The 18,056-nt window shown below is 43.6% G+C and carries 15 protein-coding genes; 11 read left to right on the top strand and 4 right to left on the bottom strand.

The annotated features are described in order from the left end of the window. Nucleotide 1 precedes the first annotated feature (1 nt). From AC27FM_RS10215 to AC27FM_RS10205, 3 genes are all read left to right on the top strand, one after another. The gene (locus AC27FM_RS10215) at nt 2–2,581 is read left to right on the top strand and encodes an ABC transporter permease (RefSeq protein ID WP_487087986.1); all 2,580 of its coding nucleotides are present in this window, start codon (nt 2–4) and stop codon (nt 2,579–2,581) included. A gap of 123 nt (nt 2,582–2,704) precedes the next feature. Then, the gene (locus tag AC27FM_RS10210; protein ID WP_487087985.1) at nt 2,705–3,142 is read left to right on the top strand and encodes a MerR family transcriptional regulator; all 438 of its coding nucleotides are present in this window, start codon (nt 2,705–2,707) and stop codon (nt 3,140–3,142) included. Between the two features lie 132 nt (nt 3,143–3,274). Next, nucleotides 3,275–3,694, top strand: a complete 420-nt coding sequence (locus tag AC27FM_RS10205; protein WP_487087983.1) for a cupin domain-containing protein — start codon at nt 3,275–3,277, stop codon at nt 3,692–3,694. A 3-nt stretch (nt 3,695–3,697) separates the two neighbouring features. Here the strand turns inward: AC27FM_RS10205 and AC27FM_RS10200 are convergent, their stop codons facing one another. Next, nucleotides 3,698–4,609 carry a DMT family transporter gene (locus tag AC27FM_RS10200; RefSeq protein WP_487087981.1) on the bottom strand — a complete coding sequence of 304 codons (912 nt, stop codon included), beginning with the start codon at nt 4,607–4,609 and terminating at the stop codon, nt 3,698–3,700. Between the two features lie 112 nt (nt 4,610–4,721). Here AC27FM_RS10200 and AC27FM_RS10195 point away from each other — a divergent pair, with 112 nt between their 5' ends. Beyond that, entirely contained in the window at nt 4,722–5,618 is an 897-nt protein-coding gene (locus AC27FM_RS10195) for an ABC transporter ATP-binding protein (protein WP_487087980.1), read from the top strand. After that, the gene (locus tag AC27FM_RS10190; RefSeq protein ID WP_487087978.1) at nt 5,611–6,831 is read left to right on the top strand and encodes an ABC transporter permease; all 1,221 of its coding nucleotides are present in this window, start codon (nt 5,611–5,613) and stop codon (nt 6,829–6,831) included. Before AC27FM_RS10195 ends, AC27FM_RS10190 begins: the two co-directional genes overlap by 8 nt. 62 nt (nt 6,832–6,893) lie before the next feature. Here the strand turns inward: AC27FM_RS10190 and AC27FM_RS10185 are convergent, their stop codons facing one another. Beyond that, nucleotides 6,894–7,613 (bottom strand): MIP/aquaporin family protein, encoded by a 720-nt coding sequence (locus AC27FM_RS10185; protein ID WP_487087977.1) that lies wholly within the window; start codon nt 7,611–7,613, stop codon nt 6,894–6,896. 221 nt (nt 7,614–7,834) lie between these two features. Between AC27FM_RS10185 and AC27FM_RS10180 the strand changes: the two genes are divergently transcribed. Beyond that, the gene (locus AC27FM_RS10180) at nt 7,835–8,779 is read left to right on the top strand and encodes a D-2-hydroxyacid dehydrogenase (protein ID WP_487087976.1); all 945 of its coding nucleotides are present in this window, start codon (nt 7,835–7,837) and stop codon (nt 8,777–8,779) included. Nucleotides 8,780–8,832: 53 nt separating this feature from the next. On the opposite strand, the gene AC27FM_RS10175 is transcribed toward AC27FM_RS10180, so the two are convergent. Further along, complete coding sequence (locus tag AC27FM_RS10175) at nt 8,833–9,456, bottom strand: histidine phosphatase family protein (protein WP_487087974.1); 624 nt, start codon at nt 9,454–9,456, stop codon at nt 8,833–8,835. 302 nt (nt 9,457–9,758) lie between these two features. Between AC27FM_RS10175 and serC the strand changes: the two genes are divergently transcribed. The 5 genes from serC to carB all read left to right on the top strand — a co-directional run bounded on the left by serC (nt 9,759) and on the right by carB (nt 16,795). Further along, nucleotides 9,759–10,826 carry a 3-phosphoserine/phosphohydroxythreonine transaminase gene (serC, locus tag AC27FM_RS10170; protein ID WP_487087973.1) on the top strand — a complete coding sequence of 356 codons (1,068 nt, stop codon included), beginning with the start codon at nt 9,759–9,761 and terminating at the stop codon, nt 10,824–10,826. Nucleotides 10,827–10,866: 40 nt separating this feature from the next. Beyond that, a complete protein-coding gene (locus AC27FM_RS10165) occupies nt 10,867–12,042 on the top strand; it encodes a phosphoglycerate dehydrogenase (RefSeq protein WP_487087971.1) in 1,176 nt (391 codons plus the stop codon). Between the two features lie 70 nt (nt 12,043–12,112). Then, nucleotides 12,113–12,385 carry a LysR family transcriptional regulator gene (locus tag AC27FM_RS10160; RefSeq protein ID WP_487087969.1) on the top strand — a complete coding sequence of 91 codons (273 nt, stop codon included), beginning with the start codon at nt 12,113–12,115 and terminating at the stop codon, nt 12,383–12,385. A 194-nt stretch (nt 12,386–12,579) separates the two neighbouring features. Then, nucleotides 12,580–13,668: a carbamoyl phosphate synthase small subunit gene (locus tag AC27FM_RS10155; RefSeq protein WP_487087967.1), complete on the top strand. Its 1,089-nt coding sequence runs from the start codon at nt 12,580–12,582 to the stop codon at nt 13,666–13,668. Then, nucleotides 13,655–16,795, top strand: a complete 3,141-nt coding sequence (gene carB / locus AC27FM_RS10150; protein WP_487087965.1) for a carbamoyl-phosphate synthase large subunit — start codon at nt 13,655–13,657, stop codon at nt 16,793–16,795. Before AC27FM_RS10155 ends, carB begins: the two co-directional genes overlap by 14 nt. 427 nt (nt 16,796–17,222) lie before the next feature. Here carB and AC27FM_RS10145 read toward each other — a convergent pair. Next, the coding region (locus AC27FM_RS10145) for an RNA-guided endonuclease TnpB family protein (protein WP_487087963.1) at nt 17,223–18,056 on the bottom strand (834 nt) is incomplete at its 5' end.

Here is an 18,056-nt window from a genome sequence, read left to right as displayed (position 1 = left end):
ATTGAAACCACTGACTAAAAACATGTTTAGAGATATCGCCAAGTCAAAAGGTCGCTTCATCGCCATCATCTTGATCATCATGCTAGGGGTCTTGATCTTCGTAGGTGTCAAAGCCGCTGGTCCCAGTTTGAACGACTCGCTGAATACTACAGTGACTAGTCACAAGCTGTCTGACGTTCAGCTGACATCAAATACTGGCTTCACAACCAAAGATGTCAGCTTGGCTGAGAAGGTGGCTGGAGCTAGTGCCGAGACGGTCAAGTATAAGCAAGTCGTCGGCGGCAAAAGTCACGTGGCAGTAGCACTCTATGGCTACAAAAAATCTAATAAACAAAATAAATTAATTATTAGAAGCGGTCACTTGCCTAAGAATAAAGATGAGATCATCTTGGATCAAGCAGCCAAGACCAAGTACGGCTATCATCTGGGTGACAAGTTCACCTTCGACCAGTCGGCTGACCTGAAATCACGGACGTATCAAGTCGTAGGGTTCGCCAATTCACCCCAGTATATCGACAATGAATCTCGTGGTTCGAGTAATGTCGGCGATGGGACGGTCAGAATATTTGCGTATATTTATGACCAGCAGATGAATCTACCCTTTGCGACACAATTGAACGTCCGCTTCAGTAATTTACAGACGAAGAATACCTTCAGTGATAGTTACCAAGATAGTGTCGATGCTAAGGTCAAAAAACTCAAGTCAGAGTTCAAAGGACGAGCTGAACAACGTTCTAAAGCCCTAGTCGGTGATAATCTACAAACACTAGATGAGCAACAAAACAAATTAAATGAGGCCAAGTCACAATTGATGTTGGCAACTGCTACGAGTGATGTCAGCGCACAGTTAGCACAGCTGAATTCACAACAGATCCAATTGACCTCAGCGTATGACAAGCTCGATAAACAAGCCAAGACGAGTTATACGTGGCAGACTAGAGAGGACTTACCAGGCTTCTCTGCCTACGGTGAGAGTTCTGATCGAATCGCCGCTATCGCCAATGTCTTCCCCGTCTTCTTCTTCCTGATTGCTGCGCTGATCACCTTCACTACCATCACCAGAATGATCGAAGAAGCGAGAGGTCAGATTGGGACTTTCAAGGCACTCGGTTATACCAAGTGGGAGATCGCCCAAAATTACTTTTATTATGCCTTAGCCGCAGGCCTGATCGGAACGATCTTAGGTGCGGTGATCGGTAATGAGAGTCTACCGAGGATCGTCTTAGCGCTGTATAAGCAGTACATCCCCTTGACGTGGGATGTGAAGTTCCAATGGGTGATCGTCTTGATCGCACTGGTCTTCTCCTTGTTAGCAACAGTTGGAGCGGCTATGATCGTCGTGCGCTGTGAATTGTCTGAAGGACCGTCAGCCTTGATGCGTCCCAAAGCACCTAAGTCGGCGAAGAAAATCTTGTTGGAACGTATCAAACCACTCTGGAATCATTTGAGTTTCAATCGCAAAGTCAGCTATCGTAATTTATTTAGGTTTAAGTCACGAATGTTCATGACGATCATCGGTATCGCCGGTGGAACGGCACTGATCCTGACGGGGTTTGGGATTCAAAACTCCATCGGTGCCAGTGGCGAACGTCAATACAATGAAATCTTCGACTATCAAGCTGTCGTCAGGCTGGCTAAGAATGGTCAGTCCAACAAAGCGACTGAGATACTCAACGACAATGGACAGTATCGTGGCAGTAGTAAGATCAGTTCCACAACTGGCAAAGTCAGTGCCAATGGTGAACAAGTCGATGATGTGAACTTTTACACACCGGAGAATGATAAGTTCGACCAATACATTCACTTGAAAGACTACCAGTCGAATCAGACACTGCACTTGCGAGACGATCAAGTGATCTTGACGAGGAAGATGGCTAATATCCTCAAGGTCAAGGCAGGCGATACTATCACCGTGAAAAATGCCAATGGGAATGGTGGCAAGATAAAAGTGTCTGCCATCACCCAGAACTTCGTCAGTCATTTTATGTATCTTAATAAAAATACTTATAACGAATTATTCGGCAAGCAACCACAGGTCAACACGCTCTTAGTTAAGTTGCAGTCTCAGACTAACAGTCAACGAAATTCCTTGGCAAACAAGCTCTTGAAGCATGGACAAGTGATGGGTACTAGTTATACACATGATCAAGAATCGACGATTTCTAAGATGACATCGTCATTAAAACCAATTGTTTTGATCTTCATCTTGCTGTCAGGTGTATTATCATTTGTCGTTCTTTATAATTTAACTAATATCAATGTTTCCGAAAGAATCCGAGAATTATCGACGATCAAAGTCTTAGGATTCTACAATAATGAAGTAACGATGTACATCGTGCGTGAGAATATCATCCTGACTATCTTGGGCATCGTGGTCGGATACGGGGTAGGTAATTTACTGACCGCCTACATCTTGAATCAAGCATCCACCGCGTTAGTCATCTTCCCACTGACGATAAGTCTATTTGGATATATCGTCGCGACCGTGCTGATGATCGTCTTCACCTTGATCGTCATGTTGATCACGCATCAAAAACTCAAGGGTGTCGACATGATCGGTGCCTTGAAATCTAACGAATAATCAACAAAGGACTGAATTTTTTTTCAGTTCTTTTTTGATACAGTGGAATTGATTGGTGATTTGTGCTTAACTTGGAGTTAACTTTAAGCTAACTTCAAGTTAACTCCAAAAGGGGACGATGAAATGAACCAAACATCAACAAATAAACAATATCGTATCGGTGACTTCGCAGAACTGAGCGGCTTGAGCAGTCCGACGCTGCGTTATTACGAAAAAGAAGGCTTGATCAAACCGCATCGCACTGAGAATGGTTTGCGTTATTATACTGATCAAGATGTCGACTGGATCAAGTTCTTGTTGCATCTCAAAAGCACGGGGATGACGATCGAACAATTGAAGCAGTACGTCCAATTACGTGCCGAGGGTGATACGACGATCAATCAGCGAATAGAATTATTGCAGGAAGTCCATGACGACTTTGAGCAACAATTCGCCGAGCTACAACAGAGCTGGACCATCTTAAACGCCAAGTTGGACTGGTATAAGAACAAGGTCAACGGACACATTGAAGACAGCGAAGACTTCGCATCTTATTTGAAACGTTTGAATCATGACCAATGAGAAGCAAAAAAGGATTGAGCGCACTCAATCCTTTTTTAGTGGAGTTTTTTTTGAATAATTGCTTGACTTAAAGTTAACTTGAAGTAGTTTAATGATTCTGTAATCAAGAATAAATCAAAGGAAGTAAAATAAATGGCAAAATTTGAAGAATTAAAAAACGAAGGTGTATTTCCAGTTGGCGATAAGAATGAAGCTTATGCCAAGTACTTTATCGGTCAAAGTTACCTCAAGAACTTATTAGCCGCTGATGACAATATCGATGTCAATGTCGGCAATGTAACATTTGAACCGGGATGTCGTAATGACTGGCACATCCATCATGATGGGTTCCAGATCTTGCTAGTAACTGGTGGTGAAGGTTGGTACCAAGAAGCCGGCAAGCCAGCTCAATTGTTGAAGCAAGGTGACGTCGTCGCTATCCATGAAGGTGTCAAGCACTGGCATGGTGCTACTAAGGACAGCTGGTTCAGCCATGTAGCTATCACTAAGGGTAGCTCAGAATGGTTAGAAAAAGTGACTGACGAAGACTACGCTAAGCTAGACCAAAACTAATGATCACGACTGACTGCGCCGACTGAAGAAAAGGCGTGGTGGTAGTGACTGTAAGAAGGTGATGGCTAGGATCAATAGAGCTCCGATGATCTCAGGTCCGCCGATGTGTGTGCTGAGTAAGGTGACTGACAAAATCGTCGCTGTCAGAGGCTCAAAGGCGCTCAGCATGCCAGTAGTCGTTGCCGTCAGGTAGTTCAAACTCTGCAAGTAAAATAAATACGAGAACATCGTGCCACCGATGATGATGAAGACGATCAACAACCAAGCCTTCATAGTCAAAGCAGGAACTTGGGTCAGATGTGCCACTGGTGCGAAGACGATTCCGCCTAAGAGCATGGACCAGCCAGTCACGATGCGAGCATCAAAGTTCTTCAGGAGTTCACGTGGTAAGAGAGTATATGATGCTTGACTGAGACCTGAACCCACGCCCCAGATGACGGCAAGTGGTGAGAGTGCCAGTGTGTTCCAATGACCGTGTGTGACCAATAAGAACGTGCCCAACAAGGCTAAGGCAATCGACAAGATATCGATTCTTCGAGGTGCCTTGAGGTTTCTGATCGATAAATAAATAATAATAAATAATGGTCCTAAAAATTGTAAGACCGTTGCCGTTGGAGCATTGCCGTATTTTATCGCCATGAAGTACGTGTACTGCGCTGGCAACATCCCTAGTAAGCCGAAGCATAGTAATTGAAAAATATACTTCGGTTTTTTTAGTATCGAAAAAAGCTCGTGCGGCATCGAAATTCCACACCAAATAATTAAGAGTATCCCAGCGAGTATCAATCTCAAGCCTACTAACCACTGCGTTGGAATTTTTTCAAAGCTAAATAAGTATTGCGCAATGCTTCCAGAAAACCCCCAGAGTACTGGACCAGCAATTGCATAAAAGAGTCCCTTTTGTTGATCTGTCATAACTGTTGCCCCCTAATATCAATTCATATGCTACCACATTATCATCCGTATTATTATCTAAAAAAAATAATATAAGGTATACTTATTAGATAATAATAAGGGGGGCGACAAAATGTTACAGGTCAAGCATGTCAGCAAGAATTTTGGCTCATTAAAAGCACTGGATGACATCAGTTTTGAGATACCTAACGGGCATATCTTAGGACTGATCGGACAAAACGGTGCGGGTAAATCTACGACGTTTCACAGCATTCTGAACTTCTTGAATTACGAAGGGGAAATAACTTGGGAAGATAAGCCAATAACGGAATCCGTCTTCGATCAGATCGGTTACTTACCGGAAGAACGAAGCTTGATGCCAAAGTTGACGGTAGAACAACAGATCGTTTATCTAGCTAGATTGAAGAACAAACCTGCCAAAGAAATTCGCCCTGAGATCGAACGTTGGTTACACAAGTTCGAAGTCAAAGGGGGACGCAAGGACAAGATCAAGTCGCTCTCAAAAGGTAACCAGCAAAAAGTCCAATTGATCTGTACATTGATCCATGATCCCAAATTAATTATTTTAGATGAGCCTTTCAGTGGCTTGGATCCGGTCAATTCTGATCTACTCAAGCAGTCTATTTTGACAGCCAGAGATAATGGCGCCGCTATTATCTTCTCCAGTCACGATATGGCTAACGTTGAAGAAGTCTGCGACAGCTTGGTCATGTTGAAGAACGGACAGGTCATCTTGGACGGTACGGTCGAAGAAGTTCGCGATACGTTTGGTAAGACGAGACTATTCGTCACGACTGACTGGAGTGCTGCGAAGCTGTCTGAGTTGGAGCATGTCGAATCAGTCACGCAACGTGGTGATGACCGCTATTTGTTGCACTTGGACGATGAACAGGCTGGAAAAGAAATCTTCGATACTCTGACCCACGGTCAATACATCCAAGAATTCAGCCAACAGCCACCGACCTTGAATGAAATCTTCCGGATGAAAGCGGGTGACCATCATGAATAAACTTTGGATCGTAACACTTGAGACCTTCTGGAGACAAGTCAAGTCATGGGGATTTCTCATGTTGATACTGGCGCCATTTTTAGTCTTCGGCATCAGTATCGGCGCCGGCTTCATGAGTGCGAGCAGTTCTTCTGGTAGTAGCGATGTCGCCGTCTTCGGTCAGCCAGAATTGAAACAAGCCTTCATCAAACAAAACAAAGATGACGTGAATACTAGTGTTAAGTCGATCAAGGCCGCTGATAAGAAGATAAAAAAGGACGACTTGTCCGGTTACATCGTCTTCAAGGTGGCTAATGATCAAGTGATCGCCACCTATCACGGCTCTAGCTCGATCGACAGTGAACTAAAAGGCAAGCTCTCCATCTTCACGGCTGGGGTCCAGCAACAGCTGAATTACGCCAGTGCACGGCTGATGGAGACACAAACTACAGCTCTAGAGCGCCAACCGGTCTTCAAGGAAGTCGTTAGTAAGCAGACGGGGGATGCCAATCTCGCCAAGATGCTTTCGTTTTGGATCATCGTCTTCTTCGTCTACATGATCCTCGTGACCTATACTGCCATCACGGCTCAGGAGATCGCTTCTGAGAAGGGAACTAAGATCATGGAAGTCATCTTCTCCAGTACGACTGCCAGCAAGTACTTCATCGGTAAGATCCTCGGCGTGTTATTAGTTATCTTGTTGCAGATACTGATCTATGTCGTTGGCGGCTGGGGGATGTTCGCCTTCGCCCAGCATGCGTCACTGACCAAGGACTTCATCGCTGACAATCACGACTTGGTCAGTTCCGTCTTACACAATCTCTTGAGTATCAATTTGGTTTACTTACTATTAGGGGTAGTTATCTATACTATTCTCGCCGCACTCTGTGGAGCGCTCGTCGCTAAGTCAGAGGATGCTTCCAAGGCAGCACAGCCAGTTACGATGCTGAGCATGTTAGCTTTCTTTCTCAGTTTTCCGTTCCAAAACAATCTTGATTCGATCGTCGTCAAGATCTTCTCCTACGTACCATTCTTCTCGTCATACTTCATGCCGATGCGTGTCATCAACAATGATGTGACACCACTTGAAATGACGATTTCCTTAGCCATCTTGGTCGTGACGATCATCTTGATGGCTTGGTATATCGGTAAGATCTATCAAGGTCTGATGTTACAAACTGATGATTCTAGTTTTTGGAAACGACTCAAACGTGGAATTGCCTATAATAAGTGAAAAAACAGGACGGACAAAATCAAAAGATTTTGTTCGTCCTATTTTTGTGATTCTAAAACACTTTAGAATATCAAGCTGTAGGCCTGCACGGCTACGATAGCACCCAAAATAGGCGCTACGATTGGAACCCAAGAATAATTCCATTGTGATGAGCCCTTGTTTGAGAATGGTAATAGAGCGTGTAGTAAACGAGGGCCAAGGTCACGAGCTGGATTAAGAGCTGGACCAGTTGGACCACCGAATGAAATAACTAAACACATAACCAAGAATCCTAAACCGATGAAATCGGTACGTGGTTCGAGACGGTCAGAAGTTAACATGACTGCACCGAAAACCAATAAGAAAGTACCGATAAATTCGTTAATGAATCCGTTTAAACGGCTATTAGCGTTATCGATAGTTGAGAAAGTTCCCAAGATAGCTGTCGGATTCTCAGTCTTGTCATAATATGGCTTGTAAGCCGCTACCACACACAATTGCCCAAAAATAGCTCCCAAGAATTGAGCAATCAAATATGGTCCAACTTCTGCCCAAGGGAATTCGCTATTGACGGCTAGCGCCAGAGTCATAGCTGGGTTGATCTGACCACCAGAAACTGGTCCGAACATCATCGCTGGTATCATAACACCGATACCATAACCGAACCCGATCAAGATCCACCCACCGTGGAATCCCTTAGTCCCTTTTAATTCAACATTGGCAACAGAACCATTACCTAGAGCGACCATGATTGCAGTACCAATGAATTCCGCAATACATCGCGTTAATAACGTATAGTGCATTGTTTTTTACCCCTATTAAAAAATTTTATCTCCGCAAAATTGATTCATTCCGCAATCTGAAAAGCACTTATCACATTTACAGAAAAAAATCAAATTTTACGAGCAACAATTATAAGTGTACCACATATTGTCTATATTCTAAGAGATTAAATGGAAAACTGGATAGTTTTGTAAGTTATGCTTATAATTGAAGATAAAATTTAAATAAGAGGGTAGTGGATATGAAAGTTCTAAGCTTGGTAAATTTGACAGATCACCAGAGAGAAAGAATCGAGAGAATTCCTAGTGTCGAACTAAAAGTTGCTGCACCAGAGGATGTTACAGCGGCCGATTTAGATGACGCTGAAGTTTTGTTCAATTGGTCTAATTCGTTAAAGGACGATATTTTGAAAAGTTCTAACCTGAACTGGATTCAAGTGGTTCGTGCCGGAGTGGAATCATTGCCACTGCGTGAGCTATCAGACAAGGGCATTACTTTGACAAATGGTTCAGGCGCTAATGCTATCAATATGGCAGAACAAACATTGAGTTACATGTTGATGCTAATGAGAAATATGAATTTGTCAGTCTTGCATCAAGCAAAGAAAGAGTGGAAGTGGGACGAGCCTTACAATGAAGTCTATGGTAAGACGGTAATGATCGTAGGTGTCGGTCATGTCGGCAGTAAGATCGCTCAATATGCTAAGGCATTGGGAATGAGAACGGTCGGCGTTCGTCGCTCTAATCAGACTGATGTTAATATTGACGAGATGATCCCCATGTCTGAATTCAAAGAAGGCGTCAAGCACGCTAATTTTGTGATCAATGCATTGCCTGATACTGAAGAAACAAAAGGCATCTTTAATGCTGAATTATTCAATGAAATGTCTAAAAAAGCATTTTATATCAACATCGGTCGTGGGAAGACGACTAACATGGATGATCTAGTTGCTGCATTGCAAGATAAGAAGATTTCTGGTGCAGCACTGGATGTCACAACTCCAGAACCACTGAACGAAGATAGTCCATTGTGGGAGATGAAGAATGTTATCATCACGCCACACAATGCCGGCATGAGCGTACACTATGCTGACCGTGCTTTTGGTATCTTCAAGCGTAATCTGAAGTCCTATGTAGAGAACGGTGAAGTTGTCGAAAATGTTGTCGATTATACAGAAGGATATTAGTAAAACAAAAGGATCAGTTGTCATTTTGGCAACTAATCCTTTTTCATTTCCAATTAAAATTTGAACTCGCGGTTGTAGTATTCCAAGTACATTTCTTGTTTTCTGGCTAACGTGACGATCTTAGTCACACTGGCATTGCTCGGTTCTGGCAGTGTCATTGGATTTTGTGGTTCAACTACACCTAGGGCAGCGGCTTTGATAGTGAAACCGTGTGTGACGATGATGTATTTTTTGTCGGGCGTGTTGAGTGTTTTTTCTAACATAAATGACTTAACGCGTGCGACTACTTGTGGGAATGATTCGCCTTTAGTAGCCACTTCGATGTATTCTGGAATCACATCATTCAGATGCTCATCGAAGTAGCGAGGATATTTTTCGCGCAATTCAGAATTTTTTTGTCCATCCCATTCCCCATATGAAATCTCGAGTAAACGACTGTCAGTAGACATGGGCAAATTATAACCATCGTTGAGGATCTCAGCGGATTCTGAAGTCCTGAATAACGGACTGTGAATCAATTCATCCGCGAAGCTAATGTTGAAGACCTGATGTAGTTTCTTGATTTGACTCTTGCCGGTGTCATTGAGATGAGTTATCTCGGTATTGATCGTCCCTTGCTTGATACCTGCGGCATTGGCGTCTGTTTGTCCGTGTCTGATGAAATAAAATTCTGTCATTTTTTTCTCCTTCTGATTGACTTTCCCCAGTTTAATTGTTAAAGTGTCCTTAAGTTTATTGGAGGTATTTTAATTATGATGAAGCAATTACATTTTAGCTTAATAAGCTCCTCCTTGTCTACACGGTTATCCATGTAGGCCTATTAAACTTTCGGTTAAGCCCTCATGGATTCAAGATTCTTTTTGAAGCTGTGAGGGCAATAATTCAGACTCTTGTACCTGAGTCCTCACAATGTGAGGGCTCTTTTTTTCGTAATCAGTGCTAAATCAAGTGCTAAAAAAATATAAAGGTGGAAACAATTATGACAGTTTACAATTTTTCAGCTGGTCCAGCAGTGTTGCCTAAGCCAGTCCTAACTCAGATCAAGGAAGATATCCCTTCATTCCAAGATTCAGGAATGAGCGTCATGGAGATCTCTCATCGTTCTAGTTTGTTCGACCAAGTCATCGCTGATGCTGAAAACGACTTGAAAGAATTGATGAATATCCCTGATAACTACAAGATACTCTTCTTACAAGGCGGTGCAACTTTACAATTTACAGCTTTGCCAATGAACCTAGCGACAGTGCACAATCATATTGGTCTGATCGACACGGGACACTGGTCAGTGCGAGCTGGTGAAGAAGCCCAAAGAATTGGAACTGATGTTACAGTTGTTGCCACATCAAAAGATGACGACTATCACAGCTTGCCAACATATCAAGATGACGGTCAAGACTATGACTACATTCACTTGACCACCAACAACACCATCGAAGGGACGGCCTTTGATAAACTACCTCAAACTGACCACACCTTAGTCGGTGACATGTCATCTAACTTCTTGGCACAACAATATCGAGTGGAAGATTTCGGAGCCATCTACGCCGGGGCACAAAAAAATCTCGGTATCGCTGGCTTGACCATCGTTATCGTCAGAGATGACTTGATCGGTCAACAGCCACTACCAAGTATGCTCGACTATCAATTACTAGCTAAGAAAAATTCCATGTTGAACACACCGCCAGTCTTTGCCATCTACGCAGCGGGCTTGACCTTGAAGTGGCTCAAGGAGATCGGGGGCATCGCTGAGATGGAGAAGATCAATCGTCAAAAGTCACAGCAATTGTATCAATTCTTGGATCAATCAGAAATGTTCCAAAACTTGATAAAACCTGCAGACAGATCACTGACAAATATTCCCTTTGTGACAGGGGACGAACAACTAGACCAACAATTCATCGCCCAAGCGGCCAAACGTGGACTAGTCAATCTCAAAGGACACCGACTAGTCGGAGGCATGCGTGCTAGTTTGTACAATGCGATGCCACTTGAAGGAGTTACAGCCCTAACAGACTTCTTGGAAGAATTCGAAAACGCCCATAAATAAAAAAATCAATCATACAATCAATCATACGAGGAGAATCCACATGAACAACTATCAAGTCAAAACATTCAACGCCATTGCTAAGAGCGGTCTCGATACTTTTAATGGCCGCTACCAAATCAACCAGACCGATGACCCTGATGCCTATCTGATCCGTTCGGTCAACTTACGAGAAGAGCAACTACCTGAACACCTCAAGGTCATCGTCCGTGCCGGTGCAGGAACGAACAACGTACCGATCCATCGTGCAACTGAATCAGGTATCGCCGTCTTCAATACTCCCGGTAGTAACGCCAATGCGGTCAAGGAATTAGTCATCTCACTGATGATCTCGGCTTCAAGAAATATCTTCGCCGCTAATGAATATTCAAATGACCACGTCGGAGCTGACATCTCGAAGCGAACGGAAGCTGACAAGACGAAGTTCAATGGTACTGAATTACAGGGCAAGAAGTTGGCGGTCATCGGTCTAGGTCACGTGGGTTCGTTAGTCGCTGAAGCCGCACTTGACTTGGGGATGAATGTTATCGGCTATGATCCTTACCTGTCAACTGACGCTGCATGGAATATCAACAATCGAGTTGACCGTGCGGACACGATCAAACGAGCAGTTAAAAACGCTGACTATGTGACGGTCCACGTACCCAAGAATGATGAGACCGATGGCTTGATCGACCGTGACGTCGTCAATGCCATGAAAGACCAAGTTATCTTATTCAACTACTCAAGAATCGGTATCGTTGACAACGAAGTAGCGCTTGAGGGCGTGCTCGACAAGAAGATCAGATATTATGTGACTGACTTCGGTGAACCGATCATCGCCGACCAACCTAACGTCATCATCACACCACATATTGGTGGTTCGACACTAGAGGCAGAGTCAAACGGAGCGACCCAAGCGGCACTGACGATCATGCACTATCTTGAAACTGGTGACACGGAGCAGTCAGTCAACTTGCCAGCGATGAAAGTACCATTCCAAGCACCGTATCGCTTCACCGTGATCCACAAAAATGTCCCCAACATGGTCGGACAGATCACAACCATCCTCGCCAAGCTTGAGATCAATATCGCCAGCATGTCAAATGCTGCTAAGAAAGATACGGCTTATTCGATCATCGATGTAGACGGATTGAACAGTGACAATAGCGAAGAAACACTGGCTATGATTCAAAGTATCCCAGAAGTCTACCGTGTTCGTCTGATCAGACACAAGTAAATTACTATCAAGTCAGGCGCCAATATGTTACAACTTTTAGTAAAGGGTACTATAAGGAGGGTAACAAAAAATGTATAAAGTATTGATCGTCCTCCATGATGGAGACGACTACATTCGGATGAACAAAGTATTTGTCGAGAACATGCCCGTTGCTGGACAATACATCATCCATTCTGACGGCTTGCCATATTACGTTGAAGAAGTGACTAGCTTCGTCGGCTATGTCAGCAGTAAAGGAGCCACGACGATTCTCGTAGTGCATCCAGCACCAAAGGATGCACCGGTGAATGACTTGTATGGTATGGATATCGAACGTGACTTAGACGATTCGACTAATTCTTAAAAAATAAATTTGATTTTATGAATAGAGCTCTCAGCCTTGCGGTTGGGGGCTTTTATTGTTGCTATCATTAAAAATAGATTAAAAAAATATTTGATTTTTTAATAATCAGTTGTAAAATCTTTAACAATCACAAAAATTGAATGTCTCAATTCCAGTGATCAATACAGGCTAATTCACATAGAAAGGGTGTCTAAATGAAACGTTATTTAGTTTTAGAAGACGGAAATATCTATCCGGGACAAGCATTTGGCGCAAAGGCTTCATCAGCCGGCGAGCTGGTCTTCAGTACCGGTATGTCAGGATATCAAGAATCAATCACCGACCAATCATACAATGGGGAAATACTGATGTTTACATATCCATTGATTGGTAATTACGGAATCAACCCCGATGATTTCGAATCAAACGCCCCTACCGTAAAGGGTGTTGTAGTACACGAATTAGCCCGACGATCAAACAACTGGCGTATGAATGCGTCATTAGATGAATTCTTACGCAAGAACAAAATCCCAGGAATCAGTGGTATCGATACACGTGCAGTTACTAGACACATCCGAACAAAAGGTGCTATGAAAGCTACTTTAGTTGATGAGATAACTGACACGACTGTATCAGACTTGCGAAAAATCAGCTTGCGACATGACCAAGTTGAAGTTAGCTCTACTGACGACACATATTCCATCCCTGCGACTGGCAAAAAAATCGTAGTGGTCGATTTTGGATTGAAACATTCGATTTTAAGAGAATTAAAGAAGCGAGAGTGTAACCTCGTAGTTGTACCAGCGATGACTGATGCAAAGACGATCTTGGCGATGGATCCAGACGGCGTAATGCTGACAAATGGACCCGGAGACCCTAAGGACGTTGATGTATTAGCGATGATCCAAGAAGTAGAAAAACACGTACCGATGTTTGGCATCTGCTTAGGTCATCAATTGTTTTCACTGGCTAACGGGGCCGATACTTTCAAAATGAAGTTTGGACATCGTGGTTTCAACCACCCTGTTCGTGAACTTAACTCTGGCCGGATAGATTTCACGTCACAAAATCACGGATATGCTGTTGATAGCGAATCACTCGTAGGTACCGATCTTACAGTGACTCATGAAGAGATCAATGATCATACCGTTGAGGGAGTGCAACATGATATCTATCCGGCTTTTTCTGTGCAATTCCATCCCGACGCAGCGCCCGGTCCTCACGATGCTGATTATATTTTTGACAAGTTCATGAGTCTCATGGAACAAAACATAAAGGAGAAGGTTGCGCATGAAGAGAACTGATATTAAAAAAATTATGGTAATTGGCTCTGGCCCCATCATTATTGGACAGGCGGCCGAATTCGATTACTCAGGCACACAGGCCTGCATGGCACTCAAGGAACTCGACTATGAAGTGATCCTAGTCAATTCCAATCCAGCGACGATCATGACAGATACAGAGATCGCCGACAAAGTTTATATCGAACCGATCACATTTCAATTCGTCGCTCAAATCTTACGTAAAGAACAACCAGACGCTATCTTGCCAACTCTTGGTGGTCAGCAAGGTCTCAATATGGCGATGGAATTAGCCGACTCTGGCATCTTGGATGAATTAGGGATTACATTATTAGGCACCAAGTTAGACGCCATCGATCAAGCAGAAGACCGGGAGAAGTTTCGTCAGTTGATGAATGACTTGCACGAACCAGTCCCTGAATCAACGATCGTCCATACAGTCGCTGAAGCAGTCATCGCAGCCAATAATATCGGCTATCCGATCATCGTTCGTCCCGCCTTCACGATGGGTGGAACTGGTGGTGGTATCGCCAATAACGACGATGAATTGACCGAGATTGCCGACAATGGCTTGAGCCTCTCACCAGTAACTCAAGTCATGTTGGAACAGAGCATTGCCGGCTACAAGGAGATCGAGTTTGAAGTCATGCGTGACGCGTCGGACAATGCCATGGTCGTCTGCAACATGGAAAATTTCGACCCCGTCGGAATCCACACGGGGGACTCGATCGTCTATGCACCAGTCCAGACCTTGTCCGACAAGGAAGTTCAGATGTTGCGTGATGTCGCACTGAAGCTGATCAGAGCCTTGAAGATCGAGGGTGGGTGTAATGTTCAACTGGCCTTAGATCCGAACAGCTATCAGTATTACGTCATCGAAGTCAATCCTAGAGTCAGTCGTTCCAGTGCTCTGGCTTCCAAGGCGACTGGTTATCCGATCGCCAAAGTTGCCGCTAAGATCGCAGTTGGCTTGACCTTGGATGAAATCATCAACCCGATCACGGGGACGACTTATGCCGAATTCGAACCGGCCTTGGATTATGTCGTCTGCAAGATACCTCGTTGGCCGTTTGATAAGTTCACAAATGCCGATCGGTTGTTAGGCACCCAGATGAAAGCCACCGGTGAGGTGATGGCGATCGGTCGTAACATTGAAGAAGCTACGCAAAAGGCAGTTCGTTCACTAGAGATCGGCTTGAACTACTTGGACGACGCTAACTTACACGACTTATCCACTCAAGAACTGGACGAAGGTCTAATTCATGCCAAAGATGACCGCCTGTTCTATCTAGTTGAAGCACTCCGCCGCAATGAGCCACTCGAAAAACTCGCCCAGAAAACTCAAATCAACTTGTTCTTCTTAGACAAGTTGCTCCACATCATTGAGATCGAAGCAAAACTGAAACAACATCAAAAGGACGATGAAGTCTTGCTAGAAGCGAAGAAGAACGGCTTCTCCGATGAGACTATCGCGAAGTTTTGGCATCAGACTGAGGATGAGATCAGACAGTTCAGAGCAACACATCAGATCCAACCGGTCTACAAGATGGTCGATACTTGTGCGGGTGAGTTCGAATCCAGCACACCGTATTATTACGGGACCTATGAATACGAAAACGAAAGTATCGTGACCAATAAACCATCGATCCTCGTGATCGGCTCCGGTCCTATCAGAATCGGACAAGGCGTGGAATTCGACTATGCGACAGTGCATTCAGTCAAGGCCATCCAAAAGCACGGTTACGAAGCCATCATCATGAACAGTAATCCTGAGACCGTCTCGACCGACTTCTCCGTCTCTGACAAACTGTACTTTGAACCACTGACCTTAGAAGATGTCTTGAATGTGATCGACCTCGAACAACCAGAAGGCGTCGTCTTACAATTTGGTGGTCAGACGGCGATCAACTTGGCTGAACCACTGGCTGCCCATGGGATCAAAGTCTTAGGAACGACAGTTGAAGATATCAACCGAGCTGAAGATCGTGATGAGTTCGAAAAAGTCATCGACGCCGCAAACATCAAACACCCAACTGGTGATACAGCGACCGAGGTCAGCGCCGCCATCGACATCGCCGAAAAAGTTTGCTATCCAGTACTCGTTCGTCCGAGCTACGTCCTTGGTGGTAGAGCCATGCGGATCATTCATCAAGCTAGCGAGCTAGACCACTACATGCATACGGCGGTCAAAGTCTCACACGACCATCCAGTTTTGATCGACCATTACTTGGTCGGAACGGAATGTGAAGTTGACGCCATCTGTGACGGGGAAACCGTCTTGATCCCAGGCATCATGGAACATATCGAGCGTGCGGGAGTTCATTCTGGTGATTCGATGGCCGTCTATCCTTGCCAGAGTTTCTCACAAGCTGTTCAAGATCAGATCGTGGAGATCACTGAGCAATTAGCTTACGACTTGAAGTGTGTCGGGATGATGAATATTCAATTCGTCGTCCATGACGATGAAGTCTACGTGATCGAAGTCAATCCTAGAGCCAGCAGAACGGTACCATTCTTGAGTAAGGTAACGGACATTCCGATGGCACAAGTTGCGACGAAGGTCATCTTAGGTCAGAGCTTGGCAGAGCAAGGTTATCAAACTGGCTTAGCACCGATAGATGACTTAGTTCACGTCAAAGCGCCAGTCTTTTCATTCTTCAAGCTAGCAGGCGTGGACGGTCTCTTGGGACCGGAGATGAAATCCACTGGTGAAGTCATGGGGACTGATACCACGGTGGAGAAGGCGCTATATAAGGCTTTTGAAGCTACTAAAACTCACATCCCCAGTGCTGGCAATATCGTCATCGACGCTGAATTACAAGATAGCGATGAATTGATCGAACTCGCCAAAGGCTTCTCCGAGTTAGGTTACAAGCTATCTTCTGTGACGGAGAGCGACTATCTGCAAGCACAAGGGATCGACGTTCAGCCGATCCTGACCGAAGAGTTGGACGAGATGATGCTCGACAAAAATATCCAGCTAGTCATCAATAACTTACTTGACGATCCTGGTGCCGAAGTCAGAGCTGAGGCTATCGCCCACGGAGTACCATTGTTCACGGCAATCGATACCGTCAAGGCAATGCTATTAGTTCTCAAAGATAGAGCTTACTCGATTCAAACTTTGTAAAAAAGACTTAGATGCGCATTTGCATCTAAGCCTTTTTTTTTGCTTTTATAAATTTAATTATAAAGAAAGAGCAGAGACCTACCACTAGTCTCTGCCCCCCTTGGCGAGAATAAGACTAGAGCCTACCACAAACCCCAGTCTTTAAGCAGTTGAGAAGGAGTACCACTTTTGAACAATAACTTTCGTTATTTTGTTTATACATCCCGCCCGTATAAACATCTTAATTATATAGCTCAAATAACATAATATCTATATCATTAGATAAATATTTTGATATTATGTGTGATCGGAAATATAAATATATTTGTTCATTATAATGAATGTTAAAAAATTATGCCAAGTGAACTACTCGTCACTAAAGTAACGAGCTTCTAGGAACACTTCAAACTTGCCGATCAGTATTTCAACTAATCAGTAGAGGTTAAAGCTAATTTACTAAGGCTTGTCCCAAGCCCTTTAATTCAATATTTTTGGCAGCGTTTATATCTCTATCATGCTTGGCATTGCATTTAGAACATCGCCATTGTCGGATATCCAATGTGTGTTTTCCGTCATCGTAACCACAATTAGAGCAGATTTGACTGGTCTTGAATGGATCAACAACAATAAGTTGCTTTCCGTACCATTTACACTTGTATTCAAGCATCAATCTTAGTTTTCGCCATGATTGATTAGCGATAGCTCTTGCAAGTTTATGGTTCTTGATCATGTTCTTAGTCTTTAAATCTTCGATAATGATAATGTCGTTGTCTTTGACTAGTTGAGTAGTTATCTTATGCAAGTAATCGTTTCTTTGATTAGCTATCTTCTCGTTATACTTAGCTACCATAATTTTAGCCTTCATGTAGTTTTTGTATTGAGAAATGTCTTTGGCACCAGTTAAACCGAGCTTGTTTTGATATTGAATATCTTTTAATGCTCTAATACGACGTCTAGCAAGTTTCTTCTCCCACTGGTGCTTCTTTTTAGCTAGTTGCTTATCGAAACGAATGGTAGGATATTTCTCGCTATTAGAACCTATAATTAAGTCGGCTACTCCCATATCCAGACCAATAGTCTTATTAGTCTTATCGAACGTTTGGTTTTCACATTCAACGAGTAAGATTGCATAATACTTACCAGTAAAAGACTTTTTGACAGTGACTGATTTAATGATCTTAGGAACAGTTTTACCTGTTTTGAACTTCATACAACCAAGCTTTGGTAGCTTTATCAAACCATCCGTAGTTTCGATATTGTGATTGATACATTTCGACTGGTA

Source organism: Companilactobacillus sp. y65-5, from assembly GCF_057541095.1.
Note: the sequence above shows the minus strand (reverse complement) of the source record. Positions and strands in the feature narration are given on the sequence as shown.